A 23,473-nucleotide genomic window follows, 5' to 3' on the forward strand; every position below is an offset into this window, starting at 1 on the left:
TCATCCGTTACGCCCGAAGTCGCAGACGCTGCAGCAAAGTCGAGGTGGCGCCCATGGTGTCACGCAGTTGTGCGGCGCTGATCGTGCGATCAGCCGCATCGAATGCCAGCGCCGTGCGCAGCGCTGGCCAGCAGTGTTTTGGCAGATTGCGCGGTGCGTGCAGCTCGCGGTCGAGCCGGGCCTCGCGCGCTTCGGTCGAGGGCATGCGCCGGAACGGGTGTTTGCCGCCCGCCAATTCGTAAATCACACAGGCGACGCCGTAGACGTCGGCACTGGTCGACAAACGTTGGCCGTCGAGCAGTTCCGCGGCGGCGTAGCCCGGGGTCCAGGCGTTGAAACGGTTGCGGCTCAGGTGCGGCAGGCCGGGCAGAATGCCCTCCTCGGCCTGGCCCAGACCGAAATCGAACAGGCGCACGCCGTCTTCGCTGAGCATCACGTTGCTCGGTTTCATGTCGCCGTGCAGCACGCCGCGAGCGTGGGCATGGGCCAGCGCGTCGAGCAGCGGTAGCGCGATGTCGCGCAGTTCTTTCCACGGCAGGCCCAGCGGCCGTTCGCAGAGCAGTTTGTCCAGGGTCAGCCCACGCATGAGCTCCATGGTGATGAAGGCGCGCTGGCAATCGGTGTCCACTTCAAAGCTGTGCAAACGCAACACGTTGTCGTGGCGCAGACGCCGGATCAGGGCGAACTCGCTGTACAGCAAGGCGCTCGCATCCGGCGATTCGGCAAATTCTTCGCTGAGGATTTTCAGCGCGATGTAAGGGTCGGGGTCGCCGAACTGTTCGCTCAGCAGATCCCGTGCGCGGTAGACCGCGCCCATGCCTCCGGCGCCCAGCAGACGCTCGATGCGGTAACGGCCTGCCAACACGTCGGGCAACTCACCGACGCTGGCCTTGGTCGGGGTCAGCGCAGGTTGTGCGTTATGGGCTTTGGCGAACGCAAAGTAAGTCAGGTTGCTGGCTTGCTCTTCGCTCACCCGCAGGTCGTCGAGCGGCGGCATGAGTTGAGTCATTGGCGGATCACCACAGCGGTCAGGTTGTCACGCGCCGAGCCACGCAGGGCGCCGTCGAACAGGCGCTCCAGCGCGATGTGCGGCGCGGTCAGGCTCAGCGCATTGCCCAAGGCGTCGCTGCTCAACCCGTTGTACAAACCATCGCTGCACAACAGAAACGCATCGCCGGGATACACCTCGAGCTCGAGCACATCCAGAGTCAGTTGCTCGGCCGCCCCGACCGCGCGGGTCAAGGCCTGGGCCGAAGGATGCGCACGCGCGTCCTCCAGGCTCATTTGCTGTTCGTCGATGAGTTGCTGCTGCAGCGAATGATCCTTGGACAGTTGATACAAACGCTGGCCGCGCCACAGGTAGCAGCGGCTGTCGCCGGCCCAGATGCAGGCTGCGCGATTGCCTTCCACCAGCAGCGCCACCACGGTACTGCCCATGATGCTGTCGTGACGCCCGGCGGTGACGGTCAACTCCTGCCCCAGGCGGCGGTTCAGCCAGTGCAGACACTGGCGAATGTCTTTGAGGCGTGCATCGAAATCCTCCTGCAGCGGCAGTTCCGCCAGGCTGGCGACGATCAATTGACTGGCGATGTCGCCCCCCTGATGACCGCCCATGCCATCCGCGACCGCCCACAGCCCCTGCTGTGGACAGTCGAGAAAAGCATCTTCGTTGCGCGCCCGAACCTTGCCGGCGTCGGTACGCGCAGCGCTGCGCCAGGGACTGGCAACCCGCATCAGAGCTGCACCGGCATACGGAAGGTGCGCAACACGCCCATGTCGAACGGGTTCGGTGTGCGCTGGCTGCTGAGCAGGTAATTGGCGCGCAGGCCACCCACGTCAGCTTTCAAAACCAGCACGTCGCGACCGCTCAGGTACTCGGTCTGCATCAGGTCGAACAAACGGAACAGCGACCATGGACCGGTGTTTTTCTCGATGCCGATCGGACGCCCGGCCATGCGATCCATGACCAGACTGGTGCGACCGTCTTCAACATCGGTCGGCCATTTGAACGACACCGGCACGATCGGGCCGTGACGGTATTCAATAGTCTTGTCGCCGAACTTGAACTCGGATCGGCTGACCGCCGGATCGAGGGTGTACGGCTCGAGTTTGAACTGCACCTGCGGCTCGGCCGGGTTGATCGAGAAGAAGCTCTGGCGGATCACTTGGGCCGCGGCCATCTGATCGAGGTAAACCTTGGAGATCGGCATGCTGTGACCGTCGATGCTGCGCAAACGGTAGTTGCCCGGATCGCCGCTGACGAAGGGACGCAGGTAGTTATCGAAGAAACGGTCGGCGATGCCCTGAGCCTTGAAGAACTCACGGAAATCGCTGATCGCCACGTCGCTGGTGCTGTGGGCGCTGAACGGGTAGCGCTTGTTGATCGCCTTGCCGTAGAAGCTGTACAGCTCGCTCTGATAGCGCTGGTTCAGGTACTGGTAGGAATCGTTCAGCACCAGGCGCCAGGTATCTTCGGCCAGCACGTTGAACCACACGCTGACCGGACGCGGCAGACGGTTCGAGGCGTTGCGCAGATTGCTCAGCGCATCGCGTTGGCCACTCATGCGGGTCTTGGCCATTTCAAAAGCGGCCTGCTCGGGCGCACTGGCACGCGCGAGGCTGGCCAGCTGCAGTTGCAGGTCGTTGAGCGCGGTCAGCGCCGGGGTCAAATCAGCGGCCGGGCCGTTGTTGTCGTCCAGCAAACGGTGCAGCGGTTCGAAGCGCCGTTGCAGGGATTTTTTCGCAGTGTCGGGCAGGTTCTTGGCCATATCCGACGCTTTATCCGCTGCGGCAGCGGCCAGTTTGCCGAGTTTGCCGCCCTTCTCTGCGAGTTTGTCTGCGGCCTCGGCTGCTTCGTCAGCGCTGTCCGCGATCACCGGGAATCGGGTGTTTTCGCGCACTTCCACCAGCAACTGCAGGACCGGCGAATTAGCCGAGGTCAGGCCCGCCAGTTGCTCGGCGCCCTCGCCCGCATCATTGATCGGAGGGAGAGCCACCTGACCGACCGCTTCACTCCAGAAGTTCGCGTAGTCGCGGAAATACAACTGCTCCAGCTCGACCATCAGGCGACGCAAGTCCATGCCGCTGATGCCCGAACCTTCGCCCAGGACCCAGTTGTCGCGCAGGATATCGGTGACCAGCGCCGAGCCCTGGATCGAGAAATACTGCGCGTAACCCTGCTGCGTGTAGAAGCCCGGGATCACGTAGTCGGTGCCGACAAACAGCGCACCCTGCGGGCCCAGGTGTTGGCTGAAACGGTATTCCGGCAGGTTGCGGGCCTGCTCGCGCAGCATCCGGTAAACCACGTTCGCCAGCGACTCGCTGCGCAATACCTGACGTGCCTGAGCCACCAGTTCATCGTTCAGCGGGTAGATAAACGGCTGCTTGAGCAAACGCTCGAAATGGGTGTTCAAACCGTTTTGCACCGCCGTATTGCCGGCGTAACGCAGGGACCAGTCAGTGGCAACCCAATCCTTGAGCCATGCTGCATCGCGGCGATCTTTCATGTTCAGCATCAGGTACGCGCGCAGGCTGTTAAGCAGGCGTTCGCGGTCCTTCATATTGGCGCGGATCTGCCCTTCGAGCAGCGCTGCGACTTTGGGCAGCAGCTGGGTTTCCAGCTCGCGCTCGTACGCCGATTGGACGACAGGATCAACCTCTTCACCCTGATACAGGCCACCGCGTTCGTGGTACGCCACGTCAGCCTTGTTCGGGAAAACCCGGGTCGCCGCGTAGCTGCTGTCGAGCGGCTTGAGCACTGCCATGGAATCATCACGAGCGGTCAAAATCACGCGCTGTTGCGTCCAGTTTTGCGCGAGGTCGCGCAGGTGCTCCAGTCGCTCGTAGTTGGCCGAGAAACCACTGGCCCACAGCAGACCGAACAGGCCCAGCGCCGCCAACGCGCCCACATATAACGCACGCTGACCCCAATGAATGCGGCTGCGTTCACGCTGATCCAGACCCGCCAGATCCGCCTCGGGGAAAATCACCCGGCTGAGCAAGTGGTGAATGAACCGCGAACGACCGCTGCGCAAGGTCGGCAACATACCGGAATCAATCCCCAGATTCGCGCCGATGCCGGCGGTGGTCTGGTCCATTTCCTCGGTCAGGTGCGGTGCGCTGGTCAGGTAGAACCCGCGCAACTGGCTGACACGCTGGTAACGGTTGCCGGTGAACGCCATGTCGACGAACAGGCACAGGCGCTCGCCGATCTGTCCCAGCTGATGCGGGAAGTCGAGGATGCGGCCACGGCGCTGAGTGTCGCGCTCCTGGTGCATGCGCATGATCACCTGGCTGTTCAGGCGACGCAGCAGTTCTTCGAACTCTGCGCGCAATACCGCCACATCGGTGCCGCTCTGATCTTTGCGGAAACTGGTGCCGAGCACCTGATCGCTTTCTTCGCGGGTCAGTTGATCGAAGAACTCATCAAACCCGAGCAGTTTGTCGGCCTTGCTCAGCACCAGATAAACCGGCACGTCGACGTGCAGCTTTTGATGGACATCCTGCAGGCGCGCGCGTACCTGGCGAGCCAGGGTGTCCAGATCCTGTTCGCTGCTGCCCAGCAGGGTTTCCACGGGAATGGTCACCAGCACACCATTCAATGGACGACTGCGACGACGCTTGCGCAACAGGTCAAGCAAGGTGTTCCAGGCGCTGCCATCGACTTCGGCATCCTGCTGGGTCAGGTAGCGCCCGGCTGTGTCGATCAGCACACCGTGATCGGCGAAATACCAATCGCAATGACGGGTGCCAAGGGTGTCGCGAGTCAGCTTGCGGTCGATCCTGTTGATCGGAAATTCCAGCCCCGAGAAGTCCAGCAGACTGGTCTTGCCACTGCCCTGCGGACCAATCAGCAAATACCACGGCAAGTCACCGCGCCAGCGCTCGCTGCGACCACGGTACAAGCTGGAAGTCTTCAGGGTTTTCAACGCATCCTTGAAGCGCATGCGAAGCTCTTTCTGCTCATCGTCCATCAGCTCTTCACGGCGGATACGATCCTGGCCGTCTTCGGTGTCTTCGATAGCCTTCTTGCGCACGCCGGCGCGCCAGCTGACGAAGACCATGGTCAGGCCCCAGATCAGGAACAGCACACTGATGGTCAGCAGGCGGGAGGTTGAACCTTCCCAGAACTTGTAGTCGTCCACCGCCAGCAGCGGCCCGACGAACCACACCAGCAGCGCAAGCAACAGCACGACCAGCAAGGTCCAGACCCAGGTCTGGCGCAAGAGTGCGCCGACTTTCTTGAAAAACTTTTTCATCACACGTCCCTGTTTACGGCTGCGACTGCGGCTGGACCGCGGCCTGATCAAGCTGCTGATAAGGTTGCAGAACGGTTTCGCGTTGTTCGCCCAAGACCCAGGCAAAACCCGAGTACATCACCACCAGGCAGACCACGGTGAACAGCACCACCATCCACGCCGGTACGATCCGCACCAGGCTGCGGCGCTGATCGTTCAAGCCTTCCCAATGCGGCGAAAGTTCGCGCGGCACGTCGCCACGCAACTGACGAATCTGTCGATACAAAGCGTCGCGGATGCCTTCAAGCTCAAGCATGCCGCGCGCCTGCACGCGGTACTTGCCCTCGAAACCGAGCGACAGGCACAGGTACATCAGTTCCAGCATCGGCAGGTGCTTGACCGGGTTTTTCGACAGGCGATCCAGCAGCTGGAAAAACTTCTCACCGCCGAAGGTTTCATTGTGGAAGCTGCTGAGCAGGCTCATCTGCGACCACTCGCTTTCGTTTCCCCACGGGGTGGTGACGACAGCTTCGTCAACCACTGTGCAGAGCACGTAACGCGCGGCCATCACCTGGCTGCTTTCGGCGCCGTTGTGCAGCGCACGCACTTCAAACAGTTTGAGCCCGGCGGTCAGTCGCTGGTTGAGCGCGTGCATGTCTTCGCGGGAGTCGCTGTGCTTGAGCCGCACCACTTCCGAGAGCAGATCGGAGCTGGCGGCCACCAGCGAATTGAGGCTGATGTTGAACGATTCCGCAGGCCGCAGACGCGCGGCGTAAATCATCCGCTCTTCGAGCTGTTCAAAGCGTGGCGGCGCAGCAAAATCAGTCAGCGGACTCTGCGCCGGCCCGTGGCCCTGACGGTCGAGCAAGACGGTTTTATCGTCCTGATGGTGTTCCATGTCCTTGATCATGTCGGTCAGTTCCTGATGGCCCAGAATTTCAGTTCAAGCTCGGCGAATTCGCCGGACACGTGGAACGCGAAGCCGCCGGAGCGCTCCAGTTGTGCCAGGTCTTCGGAACTGAGTTCGAGAATGAAATAGGTTTTGTTGGAGTGAAACGCGATCTGCCGCGGGGCCACCGGCAACGGTTTGACCTTGATGCCGGGCAGGTGCAGGTTGACCAGTTGGCGAATGCGCTCCACCGGGCCGACCTTGAGGTGCGCCGGCAAGCGATGGCGCAGTTCTTCGGAATCGCAGTTGGCACTGGCGGCGAGCACGAACGAGGCCGAACCCAGCAGCTTGTGGTCATGCAGCGGCGAGACGATGATCCCGTATTGACGGGCCTGCAGGACCAGTTCGATGGCGTGCTGTTCGAGCACCATCGACAGCACCTGCCGAATCGCTTCCATCAGTTTGCGAAAGCTCGCCCCCTGATCGCTGTGTTGATAACGACTGTCCAGACGCGGCCGTTTGCTGTCGCTGGAGAACGTCGCCAGATCGCCGAGCATGGTCAGCAGCGTGCGGTACAACTCTTCCGGATGAACCTGCTCCAGGCCGAGATAGTGACGCAGCAACAGTTCGGTGCGATTGATCAGTTGCAGCATCATGAAGTCACCGACTTCCGCGCCACCGACCTTGCCGTTGGAGCGGATACGCTCGGCAATGGTGTCGCCGCGATGGCCGAGCATGCTGATGACTTCTTTGAGGCACGACAGCAAATAGCTGGAGGCATGCGCCTGAATGTAGGTCGGCACGAAATCCGGATCGAGGCTGATAACGCCGTCAGGCGTGGTGTCGAGCACGTCGCAGATTTTCAGCTTTACGTAAGCCTGATCGCTCTGCTGCTCGCCGAGCAACAGCTTGAAGTCCGGCCGGCCACAGCTGACCTGACTGACGGAATCGTCGCCAGCGTTGGAGTCGGCGACTTCGGCTTCGTACGCGGTGTAGCGCGCGAGCACGTCCGATTGCTCCGGACGACGCGCTTCGATGTGGTTACCAGTGACCAGCGGCAGCGCCAGATAAATCGGTGTGTTGCCCGTGTTCGGCGGCACGTCCAGCGCCAACGGCTCGGTGTTGCCGCCCAGCTCGAACAGGCTGCCGTCCGGCAAAATCCCCGAGGCCTGGCTGATCACCAGTTTGCCCATGTTGAGGAACTGCAGGTCGATATCAAGATTCAGAAAACCCCAGGTGTAGCTGCCCAGCAACTGCGTGCGGGTTTTCATCTGGTGATCGTAATAGCGATCGTTATGCTGAAAGTGCTGCGGACGCAGCAGCATGCCTTCCTGCCAAATGACTTTATGGGATTTCATGATCAGTCAGCTGCCTTGGCGAGCGTTTCGTTGCTGTTGCGAATACCGGCCTGGTCGAGGGTCAGATCCGCCTCGGTGAGCGCCACCGGGGTGACTTGCACCGTGTAACGCCACTGGGTTTCCGGCAGGTCGCGGTAGGCGGCGAGGATGCCGACGTAGCGGCTACCCTCTTCCACGCTGAGCTTGAGTTCGACGGTTTCACCCGGGCGCAGCTCAAGTTCTTCGCTGGCCACCAGGTCCGGGGCGAGAGATTCCTTGGCACGCTCGTAGAGGCTGAAGAAGTCGGCGTTCTCGAAGGTCACCGGGTGCTTGAGTTCGAACAGGCGCACGACAATCGGCGACGGGCGTCCGTTGAGGTCCGGGTTCAGCTGATCGCTGGCCGTGAGCTTGAGGTTGACTTTGGTCACGTGGGAATACGGCGACAGCGACGAGCAGGCGCTAAGCAGCACCAGCGCCGCACATGCCGTCAGCGTCTTGAAAATAGCGGTCGAGCTGCGAGACATGCGCATCATCCTTGGTGGTCGGTGTGAAGGGTGGAAATCAGGCGGATCTGTTCTTCGTAGGCCTGAGCGAAGTCGCGCGCCAGCAAGCGCTCGCTCCAGTCATCGTCCTGGCGCAGGGCCTGGTGATAACGCCCGTAAGCGCGCCAGCGGCTCCCGGACGTGGCCAGCAACGGCTTGGTATCGCGCTCGAAACGCAACGTCAGCTGTTCAGGCGAAAAGTGCTCCAGCGTGCCGCGAACAGCGGCGCGGCTGGCGCTCAGCAGGGCCACCTGATGCGCCTGCAAATCGCGAAAGGCACGGGAGATTGACTGCTCGGCCGGCATTTGCCCGGGCTTGTTCGGGTGCAGCAACATACCCAGCGCTTCACTGGCATCGACGGCAAATTTCAGCGGGTTTTTCTGCGTGCCCTGCACGGTGGTCTGCGCCAGGCGCAGTTCGTTTTTCAACTCGCTGCGCGTACGCAGGCTCTGCTGCAAACCGCCGACGCTCTGCCTGAGCAGGCGTGCCGCGTTCAGCGCCACGGCTTCGCGGGTATCGTGGTCGAGACCTTTGAGGTCGACGCCCAGTGCCGAACCGAATTGCTCCCAGAAACCTTCGGACTGACGCTCGACGGCCTTCGGCGCCGGAGCGGGAACAGGCTCTGCGGGCGCGTCGATCAGCTCGGGGACCATCAGGCTTTCCATGTCGATGCGCGCATAGTCGGCGCGCTGACGGGTGTCCTCGATGTGGGTGCTCGGGGAAATCAGTTCGTCGATTTCCGAGTACACACGCTCCTGCTGATCCAGTGCGTTCAACGGATCGAGATCAAGAAACGCGTCGTCCGGGATGATGCTGCCCGCCGCTTGCGGCCGACCGACCTCAACGTCGAACGTCGCCGGGTCGCGCACGAGGCGCGCACGAATCTCGAAATCACCCAGCACGTAGACATTGCCGTGTTCGATGCGCATCGCCTCGCCCTTGCGCAGGCGCGCGCCGCTTTCGCTGTCTGCAATACCGTTGCTGCTGATATCGGTCAGGAAAAACGAGCCGTCGCGGTAGCTGATCATCGCGTGGTGATTGGACAGGTGACGCTTGCGGTCGGGGATGATCCAGTCGCAATCCTCGCCCCGACCGATCACGCCGCCGGCCTGCTTGAACGTCTTCTGGCACAACTCCGTAGGCACGAACTGCTTGGTGTTGAGCATTTCGAAAACCAGTTCCATGGTGATACTCCTTGCGGTCACTTGCCGCGATTGACCGCCTGCGGATCACCCAACGGGCGATAGGTGTTGTCGTTGAATTTGTAGTTGCCGCTACAGCCGCCGAGGCCACATAGAACGACGAGGGTCAGCACAACGGCTTGCCAGTGACGAACAGACATCAGAGGGTCTCCAGAGGTAGACAGCATAAAGCGCCGACCCGTTTGGGTGGCGCTGTTAGAAGCGAATGAGGTTGATTGGGAGGCTCTAATCCGGAACTCAGAGCAGATCCCCCTCACCACAGGAACCCCATTGGCCACAGAGAGCATTCCAACCACAGTGTTTGGGTGGCAAAAGTTATGGTCAGCCATCGAAGTCACCCAGATTGATATTCAACCGCCCGAGGCGGTACAGCAGCGTGCGGCGCGGCAGCCCGAGTTCGCGGGCGGCGAGGGTTTGGTTGCCATCGTTCTTGCGCAGGCAGTCGAGCAGCAGGCTGCGTTCGACTTGCTCCAGACGCTCGCGCAGATTCAGGCTGTTGTCTTCCGGTACGGCCTCCATGCGCAGGGAGAAGTGCTCGGCCAGCAACTCGCCGCCCTCGCACAGCAGCACCGCGCGTTCGACCAGACCTTTGAGTTCGCGCACGTTGCCGGGGAAGGCATAACCAGACAGGTGATCGAGCGCCGCATCGGACCAACGCACCGCGTCGCGTTGCAGAAACGAGCAGGTCTTGTCGGCGAAATGGCGAGCCAGGTCGAGGATGTCGCCTTCACGTTGGCGCAAAGCCGGCAGCTCGATCGGGAATTGCGCGAGGCGGTAGTACAAGTCCTCGCGAAATTTGCCTTCGCTGACCAGCACTGACAAATCGCGGTGAGTCGCGGCGATGATGCGCACGTCGATTTTGTGGGTGTCGTTGGAGCCCAGCGGTCGAATCTCGCCTTCCTGCAGCACGCGCAGCAACTTGGCTTGCAGAGACAGCGGCATGTCACCGATTTCATCAAGCAACAAGGTGCCGCCGTTGGCCGCGTCAAACAGACCGGCGCGGTCGCGATCAGCGCCGGTGAAGGCACCTTTGCGATAGCCAAACAGCTCGCTTTCCAGCAGGTTCTCAGGGAAAGCCGCGCAGTTCTGCACGATGAACGCCTGGGAGCGGCGTGGGCCGCAGTCGTGAATGGCGCGCGCGACCACTTCCTTGCCGGTGCCGGTTTCACCGCGCAGCAAAACGGTATAGGGGCTGTGCAGGACTTTGCTGATCAGCGAATAGGTTTCGCGCATGGCTTTGCTCTTGCCGATCAAGCCGTAACCGCTGGCACTGGGCGCGCTCAACGGCGCGGGTTTCGAATCATCCGCAGGACGGCGCAGACGGTGCAGCAAACGCAGCTGCCCGAGCACGAACGAGCCGAGCTGCGAGAGTGATTCGGCAAACCCTTGAAGGTCGATGCGGCGGCGCGTGGCGCACAACAGCAGGCCCTCGACTTGCTTTTGCTGATTGACCAGCGGCACGCACAGCAACGACTGCCACGGTATGGCCTGCGGCGGCAGAAAACTGGTTTCGTGCAAGCTGCCACTCAGTTCACCGAGGCTCACCACACGGTTCTGACACAGGGCAAATTGCAGCAGTTGTTCACCGTTGTAATCCGCCGGCAGGCTCGCCGCTTCTCGGGGTTGCAGAATGCCGTTGAGGCATTCGGCGTTCATCCCCAGGCAAGTGTGCGTCGCGTCCAGCAGGTACAACTGCGTCAATTCACAGCCACTGAGCGACGCGACCCCACGCACAAAGTCACCCAGCAGCGCCGCGCCGTCTGCCGCGCGAGACAGACTGGAAAATTGCGCCAGCAAGGCTTCGGCATACACCAGCGGTTGCGGCACTTGCGTGAACATCACACCCACCTCAGGCGAACTCGCAGGTCACGCTGGCGCTGCCGTCGAGCGTCGCGTGAACACGCTTGAGGCTTTCACCCCTGGCCATGGCGTCCAGCAAACGGTCGGCCACCAGCGGCAGCACGTGCAGGTCGAGCAAGTGATCGATCAATCGCGCACCGCTGTCGCTCTGCGTGCAGCGTTCGGCGAGGTGATCGACGAGGTCTTGCGAGTAGGTGAAATCCAGCTGACGACGGTTCAGCCGCTCGCCCAAACGATCCAGTTTGATCTCGATCAATTCGCGCAGCACCGGGCCGCCGACCGGGTAATAAGGCACCACCCGCATGCGTGCCAGCAGTGCCGGTTTGAAATGTTTGCTGAGCACCGGGCGGATGGTTTCTTCAAGCACTTCGGCGCTTGGCCGCGCGCCGTTTTCGCAGAGTTCGCTGATACGGTCGCTGCCCAGGTTGGAAGTCATCAGGATCAACGTGTTGCGGAAATCGATCTCGCGCCCTTCGCCGTCGTTGGCCACGCCCTTGTCGAAGATTTGATAGAACAGGTTGAGCACGTCCGGGTCGGCTTTTTCGATTTCATCGAGCAACACAACCGAGTACGGTTTCTGCCGTACGGCCTCGGTGAGCATGCCGCCTTCGCCGTAACCGACGTAGCCTGGCGGCGCACCGATCAGACGCGAAACGGTGTGTTTCTCCTGGAACTCGGACATGTTGATGGTGGTGATGAAACGATCACCGCCGTACAGCAAGTCGGCCAAGGCCAGCGCGGTTTCGGTCTTGCCGACGCCGCTCGGACCGACCAGCAGAAACACGCCCACTGGCGCATCCGGCTTGTTCAAACCGGCAGCGGTGGCACGCATCGATCGGTCGAGGGCGTGAACGGCTTGCTCCTGACCACGGATGCGCGTGCGCAAGTCGGTGGCGAAACTGGCGACCTTGGCGTTGTGCTCGCGGGCCAGTTGCGCCAAGGGCACGCCGGTCCAGGCGCTGATCACTTCGGCGACCAACCGCGGGCACACTTCGAAGCTCACCAGACGTTCTGTGATTTGCGCTGCGGTCAGGGCCTTATGGGTTTCGTTGAGCGCGGTTTCCAGACTTTCGACGCTTTGCGCTTCGTCTACCCGCAGGGTTTCGATGACGCTGCCTTCGGCGTCTTCGTCGACCATGACGACTGGTTCAACAGCAGCCGCTTCGCGCGCCTTGGCCAGTTGCTGACGCAGATCCAGCAAGCGCTCAGCGAGTGCTTTCTGCTCTGTCCACAGCGTTTCAAGCGCGAGCATGTCCTCTTCAGCCGCGGCCAGGCGATCTTCCAATACCTCGAGCGCTTCGTGATCGATCAGCAAACCGGCATCGGCATCGCGCCGCAGCGCCCGGCGCTGACGTCCACCTTCAGCCAGTTCACCGCGCAGGCGCTCCAGGCTTTGCGGGGCGGCAGCGAGGCTGATGCGGACACGGGCGCAGGCGGTGTCGAGCACGTCGACGGCTTTGTCCGGCAGTTGGCGTCCGGCGAGGTAACGTGCGGACAGCTCGGCCGCGGCCACCACTGCGTCATCGCGCAGATAGATGCCGTGGCTCTTTTCGTAAACCTGAGCCAGACCACGAAGGATGGTCACCGCTTCGCTGACCGTCGGTTCGTGCAGTTGCACCGGTTGAAAACGACGGGCCAGCGCCGGGTCTTTTTCGAAATATTTTTTGTACTCCGCCCACGTAGTTGCAGCAATGGTGCGCAATTCGCCACGCGCCAGTGCAGGTTTGAGCAGGTTGGCCGCGTCGGAGCCGCCGGCATTGCCGCCCGCGCCGATCAGCGTGTGCGCTTCATCGATGAAGATGATGATCGGTTTCGGCGAGGCTTTGACTTCGTCGATCACACCTTTCAAGCGACGCTCAAACTCACCTTTGACACTGGCACCGGCCTGCAACAGGCCCATGTCCAGCGACAGCAATTCCACGCCTTTCAACACTTGCGGCACTTCGCCGGCCGCGATGCGCGAGGCCAGGCCTTCGACGATCGCGGTTTTACCGACACCGGCTTCACCAACCACGATCGGGTTGTTCTTGCGACGACGGGCGAGGATGTCGACCATCTGCCGGATCGCGCCATCGCGGCACAATACCGGGTCAAGTTTGCCGTCGCGGGCCTGTTGGGTCAGGTTGTGGGTGAAGCGCTGCAGCAGTGATTCACCCGGCCCGGCAGGCTTGCCGGTGGCCTGCTGCTCTTTCTGCGACAGGGCAAATTCTTTCAGACGCTCGATGTTCAGTTTGGCCAGCAACGACTGATAGCGGCTGCCCGCGTAGCGCATCGGGTTGCGCAGCAGCGCGAGAATCAGCGCCGCTTGTTCGACCTGGCTTTGACCCAATTCAAGGTTGGCCACCAGCAACGCGTCTTGCAGCCACTGCACCAGTTCCGGGGCAAATACCGGATTGCGCGAAGCGCTGTGCTCGACCCGCGATTGCAACGCGGCGCTCAGTTCGCCGGCATCCACCTCGGCGTCTTGCAGGGCGCGTGCGAGCAAGCCTTGCGGACGCTCCAGCAGGCCGAGCAGCAAGTCTTCGACAAGGATCTTGCTGCCGCCGCGGGCGACGCAGCGCTCGGCCGAACTTTCCAGATCACGGCGGGTTTCGGCGTCCAGCGCCTGAATCAGTTGTTGCAGGTCTACGTTGATCATTGGCCATTTTCCTTAATGAATTTTGCTGCCCAGGGTCACCACGCCGTCCGCTTTTTCGCGGCCCAGCCAACTGGTCCATCCCAGGCGACAGGCGTTCTGCTCACCGATGCGCAGTTCGCGGATTTCTTCCTGGCGCAATACCAGGCGAATGTCGTAATCAAGCGGGTCACGCAGAGTGAACCGCACCAGCGCGCACAGCGGCTGGTAACCGAAGCCGATCGGCAGGAATTCGTGAAAGCGCTGCCAGTCGAGTTCGCGGATGTGAATGCGGAATTTGCCGCTGCGGTCGCGCACGTGTTCGCCCAGCACCAGGTCTTCGCCGAGCAGGCTGTTGGCGCGGCCCAAACGATTGCGCTGCTCGTCGAGAATTTCCACGCGGCGCTCGATGCACTGCTCGATGGTCAGTTCGGCGTGCTTGAAGTAGTAACGCAGGACCGCTTCGATCAGCGCCGCCGAGTGCGCCCGCAAGCTGAGCAGGCCGAGGTACGGCAGCAGACGTTTCCAGTTCAGCTCCTGGGCCTTGCGAATCTCCTCGCCACCGAGGCCGATCAGGGCGAACAGCTGCGCCGAGAAGGGATCGAGCGCGCCGCTCTGGAAGCTCGCCCGGTAACGGTACTTGCGCCAGATCGGCAGCATCAGCCGTTGCAGGCGATGGTGGAACAGGTCGAGAAAATTGCGCGTAGGGTTGCCGTCTTCGCTGTCCCCCAGGGCCTGCTCGCCGTAGAACGCGGGCAGTGGCGAGCCGGATCCGACCAGGCCAATCAGGTTGAAACGCAGGCGCGCGCGCATCTGCCCGTGCTCGTGGAAAAACTCCACACGATCGACGTCGCTGCCGGGGAACCCCAGGCTCGGGTTGGCCTGGAATTCCAGCTGATCGTACAAATCGTCTTCGCTCAGGTGCGGGTGTGCCTCGCGCAGCCGGTCAACCACCAGCAGCACGGCCTGAAACAGCGAGTACTCGCGTATTACCCGGGTTAGCCCGCTTAAAGCAGGGGCTGCAGGCCCATACGTGGTGTCCATTGGTACACCTCTCCCTGTGTGCTTTTTACTCGTAGCTCGTGGTACGAATTGAGGCTGGCGTAAAGCGCGAAAAACTCGTTAAGAACCGAAGCGAACACGAACAGATCGCCCTCGCCGATATAGCCTTCCGGGTCGATGGTCAGCTCGGTGCGCAAGCCGCGCACCGGCAACCCTCGGTGCAGCCGGTCGACGTGTTGATGTTTGATCGACTTGAGCCCGCCGAGCAGGCGTTTACTGACTTTCTCCGCATGCTGGTCGTAGTAGCGCGGCAGGTCGTAAGTTTCGAGAATCACCTTCAACGCATTGACGTCGGCCAGTGACAAATAGTTAAGCGACATGTTGCTGATCAGCTTCCAGAGGAAGTCACGGTTCAGCGGCGGCGCATAACTCGGTGTGGCCGGTGTGATGTTGCGGAAGCCGAGGAACTCCGGGGTGTCTTCGCAGGCGACGCAAATGTCGCCGAGCTTGAGCTTGCGCGGCAGATTCTGGTTGGTGCACATCAGCTCGATGGACAGCGTTTCATGCGCCTCGGTGTGGCGAATGCCGAAGCTCAGGTGCGTGTCGAGGCCGTCGTGCAGCGAAGAAGACCGCTGGCGGATGCTGTAATGCGGACGGCTGTTGGGCACATCGAAACTCGGATCGTGCTCGAAGGATTCGAACGGCACGTAGGCCTGGTAACCGAGGCCACCGGGCTTCCAGCCCGTCACGGTTTCAACCGAAAACACGCCACAGTTTTCCAGGTCGTATTCGGCCGGCAGCAACAGGTATTCGTCCTGCTTGCCGTCGAGGCGAATCGGCAATGCATCGTGCTTGAACAGGTTGACGATGGGCGTGCAGTAGAGCTTCACGTTGTCCAGCGTCGGGCGCAGACGCTGGATGCCGCTCTTGCGGATATCGAAGCGCAATTCGAGACCGCGCACTTGCTTGAGCGTGTCTTCGGGCAACGCCTTGAGCAGATCCAGACCGTTGATATCGACGAAGAGGAATTTGTCCTGGAAGGCAAAATATTCCTGTAGGTAGCGATAGCCGCGAAAGGTGTTCAGCGGGTACGGGATCAACGCTTCTTCTTCGGCGAAACCCACCGGCTGCACACGGTCGCCGGGCATCTTGAACGCCATCGGGGAGCCATTGACGCCGTTGAGGGGTTTGCCGGCGCCGTCGAGCGGAATCAGCTCAATGCCGCCGAGATTGCGCAACAGGCTGAGGTACAGCATCTGACTGATGTAGCGCTCGCCGGCAAAGTGCAGGCGCAGACGACTCAGTTCCAGTTCGCCGAGGTGACCGTCGGCGGTCATTTCCAGGCGCAGGCTCAGCAGCGAACCGTCGCCCTTCACCGAATAATTCAGTGCAGCCAGATCCAGCGGCAACACTTCGGTCGGGTAGCAAGTACGGAAACGGCAACGCACGTCATTGATCGGCACGCTCTCGACCGGCGTATCGCGCTCGACCATCAGCGCAGGGCCTGACCGCTTCAGTGGGTCGAACTGCAAAATGCTGAACGCCGGGAGCGGTCGCATGTAGTTGGGCCACAGCAGGTGCATCAGCGAATGGCTGAGTTCGGGCAGTTCGTCATCGAGCTTCTGACGCAGGCGACCGGTCAGGAACGCAAAACCTTCCAGCAACCGCTCCACGTCCGGATCCCGCCCGGCCTGCCCGAGGAAAGGCGCCAGCGCCGGGCTACGCTCGGCGAATCGACGACCTAACTGGCGAAGTGCGGTGAGTTCGCTTTGGTAGTAGTGGTTAAAGGACACGGGTTACCTGCCTGGTAGTGGAACTCATCTAAAGCAAATCCTGTCGATCAGAGCGGTCTGTTCAGTCATCTCATTGCCAATGTTCTGCCGCTCCCTCAATCAGCCCCGACAATCTCGAACGAGGTATTACTGATAAAGCTGTTGAGCCAATGCGATTTCCATTCCGGCACCCTGATGCCGAAGTGCTGATCGCGTTTGTAAAAATCGATCCAGACTATTCCCACAATGACATCGTCCTCATGGGTACTCATGTCCACCGCGCTTCGTGGGTACAAAGGCGATCGAAAAACAGCGTTGGAATCCTGCTTGTCGGTAATTCGCAGATACGCCAAATCATCAAACGGCACCAGCCATCCTCTGACGGGCACGTTTTCAATGAAATAATTACCCGACTCGCTGACGAGCGAGCTACTGGCCGGACGCTTGAAAAGATTGTTCAGAGCAACGCCAAACAGGCCGATTGCAACGACCAGTAAACCGACGAACAAGGCTGCTTTTTTAGCGTTCATCAGTTCTTTACCAACTCAATGGAAACCGGCGCGATGGTTTCGTAGAAAATATCGGAGAAGAGCTTGAAGTCCCCACCCTTGGAAAACTGCGTTCTATACGCCACAAAATGCTTGTTCTGAATAAGGAAAAATCGTCTGTTCGCCGCTTCGAAGAACTGCTTCTGTGCCGCGTCGCTCATGCCAAAGACAGATGACCGCCCGATGGCAGCCATTTGCTGATCGACTGCCATATTCTGCGCACTGGCTTCGACCACCCCGGCGACGCCGTCAAAATTCCAATAGCCGAGGGGCTGGCTGACAAAATCGTCACCGTCGCTGAAGTCGTAGTTATCTTCGACGTAGTAACCCAGGCGATCGGCGACAAATACAATCTTCTTGTCAAAGACGTTCACCACCCCCTCGGCAATGACGCGCATATTGAAGTTGGCCAACGCACCGCGGAGCTCGTCCAGCTCGCCACCACCGAACTGACCGAAGTTGACCGCACGCGAATTGAAATAGCCGAACTTCTCGGCAGTACGGCCTTTACCGTTGAACGCCACTGGATAACAACCAGGCCCGGAATTGCCAAATGCACGCAGTATTTTTGTGCGTATTTCGGGCATGGCCCTCGCGTTATTCCAGGCAGCCTTGAGCACTTGACGCGTCTCCTCAGGCTTTTTGAACGTCAGCACCCAGTTCATCTTGACAATACTTTCTTCGATGTACTGGTCGGGCACTGGCCGTGTGCGCTCTTTCTCTTCTGTTTCCATTCCACCGCTGGCGTTGTTCCAGGGAGCACCGTTGAACCAGTGACGCATCAATGCCGCAGCAACCGGCCATTTCATCTTGTCCATCGCGCCGGGAATATCGCTGACCTTGAAAAGTCGCACGGCAGTAGGCTGTCCGGCCTTATTGCTGGCGGGGGTCAGGCTTGAGGCTACTACTGTGTCTGCCATATCAACGTCCTATCCTTAAACGCTTGCTGCACCAGAAAGCGATGCTCAGCCGATCAACACTTCGGTTTGCTGCTCGATGAGCAACTCCACAGCCTCGGCCTGAGCGGAAGAAATTTTCCGGGTCTTTCCATCAGCGCCGGTAACCCCGCTGATGATCTTTCCCGAGGCGGTTTTCAACGTGTACGCCACGCCAGCCATTGGCTTGCCGGTATCCTGGCAATTGATCACGAAGTGTTCATCAAATGGCCATTTGATCTCCACCGGCAACGGCGCTACAAACGGCGCCGGCGAATGCGAGTTACCAATAATCACCGTCGATGACCCAGCCGTAACCTTGTTGCCATGCGTACCTTCAGAATCGACGGTAACAGCAGACTTGCCGTTGATTTTTACCGTCGAGGCCAGGCCGCCGACCATCGCACCACCACACGCGGAGGCATCGCCTTCGCGGGCGGCCGCGAGGCCGTCGAAGAATACGTCGCCGGAACCGGCGGCGATCGGGTTGGTGCCGTGGCCGGGGAGCGGGCAAGCTGTAGGGTCGGTGACGCGTGCTGCGGGTTTGCCGGACATGCGAATCTCCTTAGTTGACCTTGACCTGACCGCTGCCATCCAGGCGCGCGGCGAAACTGACCTGACGCTTGAAACCATCAACTTCCAGCAAGCCTTCGATGCTGAAGGACAGACGAAGCTGATCGTGTTCACGCGGCAGGGAAATGACACGCACATTGCTCAGGCGTGGCTCGTAGGCTTCGATGAATGTTTCGATAGCCAGACGGGCCTGACTCAGGGAGTCGTGCAGGCTCAGGCGCATGTCATTGAGATCGGGTAGCCCGTAATCGGACAGCGTTTGCACGCTGCCCGCACGGGTGCTGAGCATCTTGGCCAGATGGGCAGCCACGGACGCCATGGCAGAAACCTCGCGGCTCCAGCCGACGCGTTTTTGCGCGTCGCCGCCCAGGCGTTCGAAAAGGCTGCCGTATCCAGTCATGAGTCAGCTCCGCTTACTCTTTGTCCAGCTTGCCAACCAGCGACAGGGTGAAATCGGCACCCATGTACTTGAAGTGCGGGCGCACATTCAAGCTGACGCGGTACCAGCCAGGCTCGCCTTCGACATCGCTGACGATGATCTGGGCAGCGCGCAGCGGACGACGGCCACGCACTTCGGCGCTCGGGTTTTCCTGATCGGCGACGTACTGACGGATCCACTTGTTGAGTTCCAGCTCGAGGTCGGTACGCTCTTTCCACGAACCGAGTTGCTCGCGCTGCAGCACTTTCAAGTAGTGAGCCAGGCGGTTGACGATCATCATGTACGGCAGTTGGGTGCCGAGCTTGTAGTTCAGCTCTGCAACCTTGCCTTCTGCGCTGATGCCGAAGAACTTCGGCTTCTGCACCGAGCTCGCGGAGAAGAACGCCGCGTTGTCGGAGCCTTTGCGCATGGTCAGGGAGATGAAGCCTTCCTCGGCCAGTTCGTATTCACGACGGTCGCTCACCAGGACTTCGGTAGGAATCTTGGTTTCGATTTCGCCCATGCTTTCGAAGTGGTGCAACGGCAGGTCTTCAACCGCGCCACCGCTTTGTGGGCCAATGATGTTCGGGCACCAGCGGAATTTGGCGAAGCTGTCGGTCAGTTTGGTGCCGAACGCGTAGGCCGTATTGCCCCACAGGTAGTGCTCGTGACTGTTGGCGACGGTCTCTTTGTACACGAACGACTTGACCGGGTTTTCTTCCGGGTCGTACGGGTTGCGCAGCAGGAAGCGCGGCACGGTCAGACCAACGTAACGGGAGTCTTCCGACTCGCGGAAACTCTGCCATTTGGCGAATTGCGGGCCTTCGAAATGGTCTTTCAGATCCTTCAGGTCCGGCAAACCGGTGAAGCTTTCCAGACCAAAGAACTTCGGACCGGCCGCAGCAATGAACGGTGCGTGAGACATGCAGGCAACGCTGGACACGTACTGCATCAGTTTCACGTCCGGCGAGCTTGGGGACATGTAGTAGTTGGCGATGATTGCGCCGACCGGCTGACCACCGAACTGACCGTATTCAGCGGTGTAGATGTGCTTATACAGGCCAGACTGCATCACTTCCGGCGAATCTTCGAAATCGTCCAGCAGGTCTTCTTTGGAGACGTTGAGGATTTCGATCTTGATGTTTTCGCGGAAATTGGTGCGGTCGACCAGCAACTGCAGGCCACGCCACGACGATTCCAGGGACTGGAAATCAGGGTGATGCAGGATCTCATCCATCTGACGGCTGAGCTTGGCATCGATCTCGGCGATCATGCGGTCAACCATGGCTTTTTTGACCGGCTCACCGCTGTTCTGCGGCTTGAGCAGCTCTTCGATGAAGGCCGACACTCCGCGCTTGGCGATGTCGTAGGCTTCGTCATCCGGCGTCAGGCGGGTCTCGGCGATGATGCTGTCGAGAAGGCTGTATTCGCCATTCTCGGTAGTCTTTTGCTGCGCTGCACTCTTGCTCATAGCGTTGGCTTCCTTGGCTGATGGGGACTCAGGCGTCCTGGGCTGCGGCGTTCAGGCCCAGTTCGCCCAGTACGCGACCGCGGGATTCGTCGTCGGCGAGCACGCCTTCGATGGCTTTGCGGAACGCCGGCGCATTACCCAGCGGGCCTTTGAGGGCCACCAGTGCATCGCGCAGTTCCATCAGCTTTTTCAGCTCGGGCACTTGATCGACCAGCGAGGCCGGATTGAAGTCTTTCATCGAGTTGACGCGCAACCGAACGCCCAGCTCTTCAGTGCTGCCCTCTTCCTGCAGACGATTCGGCACGTTCAAGTTCAGGGTCAGCTCTTGCTTGGCCAGCACTTCGTCGAAGGTGGTCTTGTCGATGCTGATCGGCTTGCGATCTTCGACTTTGCGTTCGTCCTTGCGGTGGGTGTAGTCACCGATTGCCAGTAGTTTCAACGGCAGTTCGATCTCTTCCTGGGCACCACCGGTGGCAGGTTTGAACGTGACGTTGATGCGTTCCTTGGGGGCTACCGAGCCTTCTTTGGCCATGGCTTTTCTCCTTGCGATTGTGGCCCTGGGGCCTATTCGAGCACCACTTCGAGGTCGAGGTGGCACAGCCTGCGATATATCTCTTCCTTGCGTTCACGGACGGCATGGTTCTGCGGCAACAACTCGCAGCAGCTATGCAGTAAATGCAGCACTTGCAGCGCAAGATCGGGCTCCCAGGCGTTCAGGCCTGAGTCCTGTAATGTGTGGTCGAGGGTTTCGAGTTGGGTCCTGGCCAGTTCGTATTTTTTGGCCATGAAGCACAGCCGTGCGAGGGCGAACTGCCAGAAGAAGCGGGCGCGTCCGCCCTGGGCACTTTGCAGGCCTTGCTTGAGAATCTGCACGGCGGCCTTCAGGCCGTCCTTGCGCAGGATCGGCAAGACTTCTTCGAGCGCCAGCTCCCAGGCCGGCTGTGTATCGGCCACTTCGACTTTGCGCGGCGCGCTGGCTGCCTGCAGGTGCGGCATGACACTGCCACTGATCCAGGCGCGAGTGGCCGGATCGGCGAACGGGACACCGTCGTGGAATCGCAACTCGATGATGCCGGGCAGCCGCTGAATCAAAAGCGCGAAGTGGATTTCCACTTCGCGCATCGCCATCTCGGCGTTGAGCCCCTGCAGGCATTCCCAGACCATTCGCTGACCATCGAACCAGAACGGCGCCTTCGCCAGACTCGCCTCCAGTTCCACCAGCAGGTCTGCATATTTGGCCTGATCGTAACGCTCCTGATAGGCCTTGAGCTTGTCGACCGGCAGGCCACGCAGCAGGGTGATCTGCTCCGCGTTGCGCTCGGGCATCGCGTCGATGGGCAGCCACAGCAGCGTGCGGTTGAGGCGCAAGGCTCGCAGGTCGGTGGCTTTATGTTTGAGCCACCAGGCGCACAACGGACGCGCGTTTTCCTGCTGGGCGCGCAGGGCTTTGTGGGCGTCTTTTTCGTTGTCGATCGCAGCGCCGGGGGTGAACAGTTGCGTGGCGGCTTGCTTGACCTGAGCCACGGCGGTGCTGACTACACCGGGCTCCGGCTGGTTGTCGGCAGCGCGCTGCACCATGCTCTTCAGACGACGGGAAAGCGGCAGCAGCAAAGGCGCATCGTCGCCCAAATGCTCGGTGCATGCCGCGTCGAGGCCTTCCAGATGCTCTACCAGACGGCGGAACAGCGGCAGCTGCTCCTTGATCGCGATTTTTTCGGTGAGCACTTGCTCAAGCCGCGGCACCAGCCAGCTGACAGAGGCGGCGCGGGTTCTGGCCTTGGCCGGGTGCAGCTCGGGCCAATGGTTCTCGCACAAGTAGTGCAGCAAACCGAGACCGGCGAGCAGACCCTGGAAGGATTCACGCTGGTACAAGGCCCAGGTCAGCCAGGCGCCAACACGCAAATCCTTGGACTGGGTGCGCAGCAGATTTTCACTGTTTTCACGGATTTTCAGCCAGTCGATCTGACCGCTCTCGTGCATCGACGAGGCTTTGCTCAGCTCGCCTTCCAATGCCTCATATTCGCTCGAAAAGCGAACATCCTCGCCCGCAAAATTCTCTCTGGAAACAGAGGCTTTAGCGAGTTCAAGATAATGTGCAGAAAGTTTGCTTGAGTAGGACATCCTTGGCCTTTGGTTTGAATTACAGTCGTACGCCGATTGGAATTACACAGGGCGTTGAAACCGTATCAAGAGCTGCGAAAAGTCTCATCCAATTGAGATCGTGCTCTTACAAGTGCGCGCATCGTACTCACGATGATGGCCACTAGCAAGCATCTAGTTAAACAACAAGATGAAGTTTCGTTTTATCTCGTAGGGGATTTCCCTAGATAGCTTCAGGGAATCCCTGATACCTGTTTAATATTTAACTCGCTGCTCCACTGGCTGAAAAGATGCTTGCTGGAGCCGCCAGCGGAACGCGGGTATCCGCCTGCGGTTGAACTACCCGAGGCGCTGGAAGCATGGCAAAACCAGGAAAGATTAAATGTAGGATGCTTCCGAAAGAAGCCGACGCCTTCTGCCTATGTGGGCAAGATAGTAAGAAGAGAGGAAAGTGCCACCATCGTCATAGCGCTTTGTTCACCAACCGGCCCACTACCTGGGAATCAAGCAAAACAGAAAATTATTTCCACTCTGTATAAATCAGTCCAACAAGGAACCAGGTTAATAACGCAGGCATAAAAAATGGACAGCCAACGTCATTGGCATGCCCATTTCTCAAACAATCATCACTCCACAATAAAGGGAGTTCATACATTTAAGGATTAACACTGTCCTTCAATGACTTGCCCGGCTTGAACGCAACGGTGTTGCTGGCCTTGATTTTCACAGGCTCACCGGTTTGCGGGTTTTTGCCGGTGCGGGCGCCGCGATGACGTTGCAGGAAGGTGCCGAAGCCGACCAGCGTCACGCTGTCCTTGCGGTGCAGGGCGCCGGTGATTTCTTCGAGGACGGCGTTGAGGACGCGGTTGGCCTGTTCTTTGGTGAGATCGGCTTTTTCAGCAATGGCTGCGGCGAGTTCTGGTTTACGCATAAGTGAAGCCCCTTTGACGGTTTTTTGTTGTTATGTCCGTGC

At 60.1% G+C, this 23,473-nt stretch carries 20 protein-coding genes; all 20 read right to left on the reverse strand.

Annotated features, from left to right (window positions below):
• Nucleotides 1–7: 7 nt before the first annotated feature.
• Nucleotides 8–1,009, reverse strand: coding sequence for a serine/threonine-protein kinase (locus tag ACYZT1_RS00250; RefSeq protein WP_462017131.1), 1,002 nt, complete (start codon nt 1,007–1,009; stop codon nt 8–10).
• Nucleotides 1,006–1,734, reverse strand: a complete 729-nt coding sequence (locus ACYZT1_RS00255) for a PP2C family protein-serine/threonine phosphatase (RefSeq protein WP_462017132.1) — start codon at nt 1,732–1,734, stop codon at nt 1,006–1,008. Before ACYZT1_RS00255 ends, ACYZT1_RS00250 begins: the two co-directional genes overlap by 4 nt.
• A complete protein-coding gene (tssM, locus tag ACYZT1_RS00260) occupies nt 1,734–5,258 on the reverse strand; it encodes a type VI secretion system membrane subunit TssM (RefSeq protein WP_462017133.1) in 3,525 nt (1,174 codons plus the stop codon). The genes ACYZT1_RS00255 and tssM overlap by 1 nt, the downstream gene beginning before the upstream one ends.
• 13 nt (nt 5,259–5,271) lie before the next feature.
• Nucleotides 5,272–6,147, reverse strand: coding sequence for a type IVB secretion system protein IcmH/DotU (icmH, locus tag ACYZT1_RS00265; RefSeq protein WP_462017134.1), 876 nt, complete (start codon nt 6,145–6,147; stop codon nt 5,272–5,274).
• A 5-nt stretch (nt 6,148–6,152) separates the two neighbouring features.
• Complete coding sequence (gene tssK, locus ACYZT1_RS00270) at nt 6,153–7,484, reverse strand: type VI secretion system baseplate subunit TssK (protein WP_462017135.1); 1,332 nt, start codon at nt 7,482–7,484, stop codon at nt 6,153–6,155.
• Between the two features lie 2 nt (nt 7,485–7,486).
• Nucleotides 7,487–7,987, reverse strand: a complete 501-nt coding sequence (gene tssJ, locus ACYZT1_RS00275; RefSeq protein ID WP_462017136.1) for a type VI secretion system lipoprotein TssJ — start codon at nt 7,985–7,987, stop codon at nt 7,487–7,489.
• Nucleotides 7,988–7,992: 5 nt separating this feature from the next.
• Nucleotides 7,993–9,189, reverse strand: a complete 1,197-nt coding sequence (tagH, locus tag ACYZT1_RS00280; protein ID WP_462017137.1) for a type VI secretion system-associated FHA domain protein TagH — start codon at nt 9,187–9,189, stop codon at nt 7,993–7,995.
• 17 nt (nt 9,190–9,206) lie between these two features.
• Nucleotides 9,207–9,347, reverse strand: a complete 141-nt coding sequence (locus ACYZT1_RS00285; protein WP_462017138.1) for a type VI secretion protein — start codon at nt 9,345–9,347, stop codon at nt 9,207–9,209.
• Between the two features lie 181 nt (nt 9,348–9,528).
• Nucleotides 9,529–11,046: a sigma-54 interaction domain-containing protein gene (locus ACYZT1_RS00290; protein WP_462017139.1), complete on the reverse strand. Its 1,518-nt coding sequence runs from the start codon at nt 11,044–11,046 to the stop codon at nt 9,529–9,531.
• 10 nt (nt 11,047–11,056) lie between these two features.
• The gene (tssH, locus tag ACYZT1_RS00295) at nt 11,057–13,705 is read right to left on the reverse strand and encodes a type VI secretion system ATPase TssH (RefSeq protein WP_462017140.1); all 2,649 of its coding nucleotides are present in this window, start codon (nt 13,703–13,705) and stop codon (nt 11,057–11,059) included.
• A 12-nt stretch (nt 13,706–13,717) separates the two neighbouring features.
• Nucleotides 13,718–14,725 carry a type VI secretion system baseplate subunit TssG gene (gene tssG, locus ACYZT1_RS00300; protein WP_462017141.1) on the reverse strand — a complete coding sequence of 336 codons (1,008 nt, stop codon included), beginning with the start codon at nt 14,723–14,725 and terminating at the stop codon, nt 13,718–13,720.
• Nucleotides 14,689–16,476, reverse strand: coding sequence for a type VI secretion system baseplate subunit TssF (gene tssF / locus ACYZT1_RS00305; protein WP_462017142.1), 1,788 nt, complete (start codon nt 16,474–16,476; stop codon nt 14,689–14,691). The genes tssG and tssF overlap by 37 nt, the downstream gene beginning before the upstream one ends.
• A gap of 95 nt (nt 16,477–16,571) precedes the next feature.
• Complete coding sequence (locus tag ACYZT1_RS00310) at nt 16,572–16,985, reverse strand: hypothetical protein (protein WP_462017143.1); 414 nt, start codon at nt 16,983–16,985, stop codon at nt 16,572–16,574.
• Nucleotides 16,985–17,923, reverse strand: a complete 939-nt coding sequence (locus ACYZT1_RS00315) for a DUF6402 family protein (RefSeq protein ID WP_462017144.1) — start codon at nt 17,921–17,923, stop codon at nt 16,985–16,987. The genes ACYZT1_RS00310 and ACYZT1_RS00315 overlap by 1 nt, the downstream gene beginning before the upstream one ends.
• A gap of 45 nt (nt 17,924–17,968) precedes the next feature.
• Nucleotides 17,969–18,493: a PAAR domain-containing protein gene (locus ACYZT1_RS00320; RefSeq protein WP_462017145.1), complete on the reverse strand. Its 525-nt coding sequence runs from the start codon at nt 18,491–18,493 to the stop codon at nt 17,969–17,971.
• 10 nt (nt 18,494–18,503) lie between these two features.
• Nucleotides 18,504–18,911, reverse strand: a complete 408-nt coding sequence (gene tssE, locus ACYZT1_RS00325; protein ID WP_462017146.1) for a type VI secretion system baseplate subunit TssE — start codon at nt 18,909–18,911, stop codon at nt 18,504–18,506.
• 13 nt (nt 18,912–18,924) lie between these two features.
• Entirely contained in the window at nt 18,925–20,400 is a 1,476-nt protein-coding gene (tssC, locus tag ACYZT1_RS00330) for a type VI secretion system contractile sheath large subunit (RefSeq protein ID WP_462017147.1), read from the reverse strand.
• Between the two features lie 28 nt (nt 20,401–20,428).
• The gene (gene tssB / locus ACYZT1_RS00335; RefSeq protein ID WP_462017148.1) at nt 20,429–20,932 is read right to left on the reverse strand and encodes a type VI secretion system contractile sheath small subunit; all 504 of its coding nucleotides are present in this window, start codon (nt 20,930–20,932) and stop codon (nt 20,429–20,431) included.
• 32 nt (nt 20,933–20,964) lie between these two features.
• Complete coding sequence (gene tssA / locus ACYZT1_RS00340; protein WP_462017149.1) at nt 20,965–22,521, reverse strand: type VI secretion system protein TssA; 1,557 nt, start codon at nt 22,519–22,521, stop codon at nt 20,965–20,967.
• 634 nt (nt 22,522–23,155) lie between these two features.
• Complete coding sequence (locus tag ACYZT1_RS00345) at nt 23,156–23,431, reverse strand: HU family DNA-binding protein (protein ID WP_003213368.1); 276 nt, start codon at nt 23,429–23,431, stop codon at nt 23,156–23,158.
• Nucleotides 23,432–23,473: the final 42 nt, after the last annotated feature.

Source organism: Pseudomonas sp. PB3P13 (assembly GCF_054897735.1).

Excerpts from the sequence above, each read along its gene's own strand:
- ACYZT1_RS00250 (WP_462017131.1), bottom strand. The coding sequence starts at position 1,009 with ATGACTCAACTCATGCCGCCGCTCGACGACCTGCGGGTGAGCGAAGAG.
- ACYZT1_RS00255 (WP_462017132.1), bottom strand. The coding sequence starts at position 1,734 with ATGCGGGTTGCCAGTCCCTGGCGCAGCGCTGCGCGTACCGACGCCGGC.
- tssM (WP_462017133.1), bottom strand. The coding sequence starts at position 5,258 with ATGAAAAAGTTTTTCAAGAAAGTCGGCGCACTCTTGCGCCAGACCTGG.
- icmH (WP_462017134.1), bottom strand. The coding sequence starts at position 6,147 with ATGATCAAGGACATGGAACACCATCAGGACGATAAAACCGTCTTGCTC.
- tssK (WP_462017135.1), bottom strand. The coding sequence starts at position 7,484 with ATGAAATCCCATAAAGTCATTTGGCAGGAAGGCATGCTGCTGCGTCCG.
- tssJ (WP_462017136.1), bottom strand. The coding sequence starts at position 7,987 with ATGTCTCGCAGCTCGACCGCTATTTTCAAGACGCTGACGGCATGTGCG.
- tagH (WP_462017137.1), bottom strand. The coding sequence starts at position 9,189 with ATGGAACTGGTTTTCGAAATGCTCAACACCAAGCAGTTCGTGCCTACG.
- ACYZT1_RS00285 (WP_462017138.1), bottom strand. The coding sequence starts at position 9,347 with ATGTCTGTTCGTCACTGGCAAGCCGTTGTGCTGACCCTCGTCGTTCTA.
- ACYZT1_RS00290 (WP_462017139.1), bottom strand. The coding sequence starts at position 11,046 with ATGTTCACGCAAGTGCCGCAACCGCTGGTGTATGCCGAAGCCTTGCTG.
- tssH (WP_462017140.1), bottom strand. The coding sequence starts at position 13,705 with ATGATCAACGTAGACCTGCAACAACTGATTCAGGCGCTGGACGCCGAA.
- tssG (WP_462017141.1), bottom strand. The coding sequence starts at position 14,725 with ATGGACACCACGTATGGGCCTGCAGCCCCTGCTTTAAGCGGGCTAACC.
- ACYZT1_RS00310 (WP_462017143.1), bottom strand. The coding sequence starts at position 16,985 with ATGAACGCTAAAAAAGCAGCCTTGTTCGTCGGTTTACTGGTCGTTGCA.
- ACYZT1_RS00315 (WP_462017144.1), bottom strand. The coding sequence starts at position 17,923 with ATGGCAGACACAGTAGTAGCCTCAAGCCTGACCCCCGCCAGCAATAAG.
- ACYZT1_RS00320 (WP_462017145.1), bottom strand. The coding sequence starts at position 18,493 with ATGTCCGGCAAACCCGCAGCACGCGTCACCGACCCTACAGCTTGCCCG.
- tssE (WP_462017146.1), bottom strand. The coding sequence starts at position 18,911 with ATGACTGGATACGGCAGCCTTTTCGAACGCCTGGGCGGCGACGCGCAA.
- tssC (WP_462017147.1), bottom strand. The coding sequence starts at position 20,400 with ATGAGCAAGAGTGCAGCGCAGCAAAAGACTACCGAGAATGGCGAATAC.
- tssB (WP_462017148.1), bottom strand. The coding sequence starts at position 20,932 with ATGGCCAAAGAAGGCTCGGTAGCCCCCAAGGAACGCATCAACGTCACG.
- tssA (WP_462017149.1), bottom strand. The coding sequence starts at position 22,521 with ATGTCCTACTCAAGCAAACTTTCTGCACATTATCTTGAACTCGCTAAA.
- ACYZT1_RS00345 (WP_003213368.1), bottom strand. The coding sequence starts at position 23,431 with ATGCGTAAACCAGAACTCGCCGCAGCCATTGCTGAAAAAGCCGATCTC.